Genomic DNA, 2,346 nt, shown 5'->3' with positions numbered 1-2,346 from the left:
GTAAGCGGGTGTTCCCACCCACCTAGCTATTGAACGGGCGTATTGCTATAAGGCAAGAGATCACTGACATCACTCCCTTCTTCTCTCCGTGGGAGCTCCGTCAGGACATGACGCAGATACGCATAAGGCTCCACGCCGTTGGCACGGCAACTGAGCATGATACTGAACAAGGTCGCACTGGCATTCGCCCCGCTTTGCGTATCGGCGAACAGCCAGGCTTTCCGGCCGGTGGCGACCGGGCGGATATCGCGCTCGACTCGGTTGTTGTCTATCGGGTATTCGCCATCATCGACGTACTTTTCAAGGTAGGCCCATTGTTTGAGCGCGTAACTAACCGCTTTCCCCATCGGGCTTTGGGGAAGCAGTTTGGCTGCCGCCTTATTCAGCCAGCTGTGGAAGGATTCAAGTATGGGGATACTCTCTTTTCGCCTCATGGCGTGCCTTTCTGCTGCCGACAAGGACTGGGCTTTCTTTTCGATGGCATACAGCTTCTGGATATAGCTCAGTGCCTGCTTGGCCTGGCCCGCTTTTTTCGGGCTTAAGTCGAGTGCATCCTTGAACTTACGCCAGGCATGGGCCCAACAACCAAGATGGGTCACCTTGTCCAGCATCCGCCAGGCTGAGTAGCCATCGGTCATGATGGTGCCTTCGTAACCATCAAGGAAGACCTTGGGGTAAGTATGTGCCCGGCCCGGCTGGTATTCGAACAGCACCACCGGCGTGGTGCTCTGTTCGGGGCTGGAGTAAGCCCAGAGATAAGATTTACTTTGGGCTTTCTTGCCGGGCTCTTTCAAGACTTGAAGCGTGGTCTCGTCACCATGGATAACCTGCTCTTTGAGCAGCGCCCTGCGCATGGCCTGGTAAATCGGTGAGAGCAACTCGGCGGTCTTTATCATCCAGTTCGCCAGTGTGGTTCGCTGGATATCAACGCCCACACGTGCCAGCTCTTTTTCGATACGGTATAGCGGCAGACCATCGGCATACTTGCTCACCGCCACGGTCGCGAGGGTGCCCGCCGTGGCGATACTGCCGGGAAGCGGTTGCCGGGGCATTGAAGCGGTGATGATTTTGCTGCCTTCGCCATGATTTTCGCAATGGCGGCAAGCGTACTTCTTGCGTTCATGACGCAGTACTTTGACTTGCTTGGGGATGATTTCGAGCTGTTCGGATGTTTCGACACCGATGGCATGCAGCTTTCCCTGACAGCACGGACAGGTCTTTTCATCCTCCGGTAAATCGTACTCAATGACCTCACGGGGTAAATCCGGGTTGATGGGCTTGCGACCACGTTTGCGCGTGTAGGTCACGGTTTCTATCTCCGGCTCATCCTCGGACGGCCCGCTGTCTGTCAGTGATTCGGCTTCATTGAACAGGCAACCCTGTGCCGGGAACTTCTCGCTTTGCGGCAGGTAGCGTTTGGCTTGTGCCAGCCGGAACCGCTCCCACATTTCGGCAATGCGGGATTCGTATTTTTGGCTGATTTCCTGGCTGACATTCTGAACGAGGCTGTCGATATAGGCCTGGATTTCCGGGGTAATGCCCGTGGGCTTATCAAGTTCCTTTTGCATACTAAAAGTATAGTAAAAACAGAGGGCTTTACTATACTAATTCACTGTTTTTACGAGATTTTTAGCCCGTTTATGGGCTGATGCGCTACGGCATTTTGCCAGTTCAGGCCATCAAGTAGCCACCGCAGTTGCCTGGCCGTAATTTCCATCGCAACCGTATCTTGCGGGTACCGGGGCCACTTGAACTTGCCGTTTTCCAGCCGACGATAATGGAGCCAGAACCCATTGGTATCCCACTGCAAGATTTTCAGCTTGTCCCGGCGGCGGTTGCAGAACACGAACCAGTGCGGCCCCACAGGGTTGTGCTCCAGCACATCTTCAACCAGCAGCCCTAATGTGTTGATGGATTTACGCATGTCTGTGATCCCGGTGGCCAGGTAAACATTGCCGGCCGGTGCGGTGATCATGATAAGCACTTGATGAGTTGCGGCAACAGCGTTATTGCCGATGCGTCATTGATTGAGACCCGGTAACCATTGGGCGTTTCGATCACCAGGGCCGTCAAAGATGACGGCATCGAAAGCGGTACCACGACACTGTCAGGCTCATGCACTGAAGACGTTAGTTTTTTCTGCCAATAATAAAACTGCGACTGGACGATTTGGTTCTGTTCACACCAGGCTGCAATGGTTAGACTGCTTTCCTTTTGGTTTTGTAAGCGTTCATTCCAGAGATCATGTTTTTCTTCACGAGTCATGATGTAGCTCCGCTAATGAGGGAGCTATATCAATACCAAGTATTAATGGATAGCGGAATGTGGGGAGAAATTGGCGGTTAC

At 53.4% G+C, this 2,346-nt stretch carries 3 protein-coding genes; all 3 read right to left on the bottom strand.

The window, feature by feature from the left end; translation table 11 throughout:
• Window positions 1-26: 26 nt before the first annotated feature.
• Genes tnpC through tnpA form a run of 3 tightly spaced genes read right to left on the bottom strand, consistent with a single transcriptional unit; the run spans window position 27 to window position 2,265 of the window.
• A complete protein-coding gene (tnpC, locus tag BIT28_RS00150) occupies window positions 27-1,568 on the bottom strand; it encodes an IS66 family transposase (RefSeq protein WP_075761621.1) in 1,542 nt (513 codons plus the stop codon).
• Window positions 1,569-1,618: 50 nt separating this feature from the next.
• Complete coding sequence (gene tnpB / locus BIT28_RS00145) at window positions 1,619-1,975, bottom strand: IS66 family insertion sequence element accessory protein TnpB (protein WP_075761620.1); 357 nt, start codon at window positions 1,973-1,975, stop codon at window positions 1,619-1,621.
• Window positions 1,972-2,265 (bottom strand): IS66 family insertion sequence element accessory protein TnpA, encoded by a 294-nt coding sequence (tnpA, locus tag BIT28_RS00140; RefSeq protein WP_075761619.1) that lies wholly within the window; start codon window positions 2,263-2,265, stop codon window positions 1,972-1,974. Before tnpA ends, tnpB begins: the two co-directional genes overlap by 4 nt.
• Between the last annotated feature and the right edge of the window lie 81 nt (window positions 2,266-2,346).

It is taken from the genome of Photobacterium proteolyticum (assembly GCF_001939735.1).
GTDB classification, from domain to species: domain Bacteria; phylum Pseudomonadota; class Gammaproteobacteria; order Enterobacterales; family Vibrionaceae; genus Photobacterium; species Photobacterium proteolyticum.
This window is presented reverse-complemented; position numbering and strand designations above follow the sequence as displayed.

What these genes read in the sequence shown, in the direction of transcription:
- tnpC (WP_075761621.1), bottom strand. Translation starts at nt 1,568, where the DNA reads ATGCAAAAGGAACTTGATAAGCCCACGGGCATTACCCCGGAAATCCAG.
- tnpB (WP_075761620.1), bottom strand. Translation starts at nt 1,975, where the DNA reads ATGATCACCGCACCGGCCGGCAATGTTTACCTGGCCACCGGGATCACA.
- tnpA (WP_075761619.1), bottom strand. Translation starts at nt 2,265, where the DNA reads ATGACTCGTGAAGAAAAACATGATCTCTGGAATGAACGCTTACAAAAC.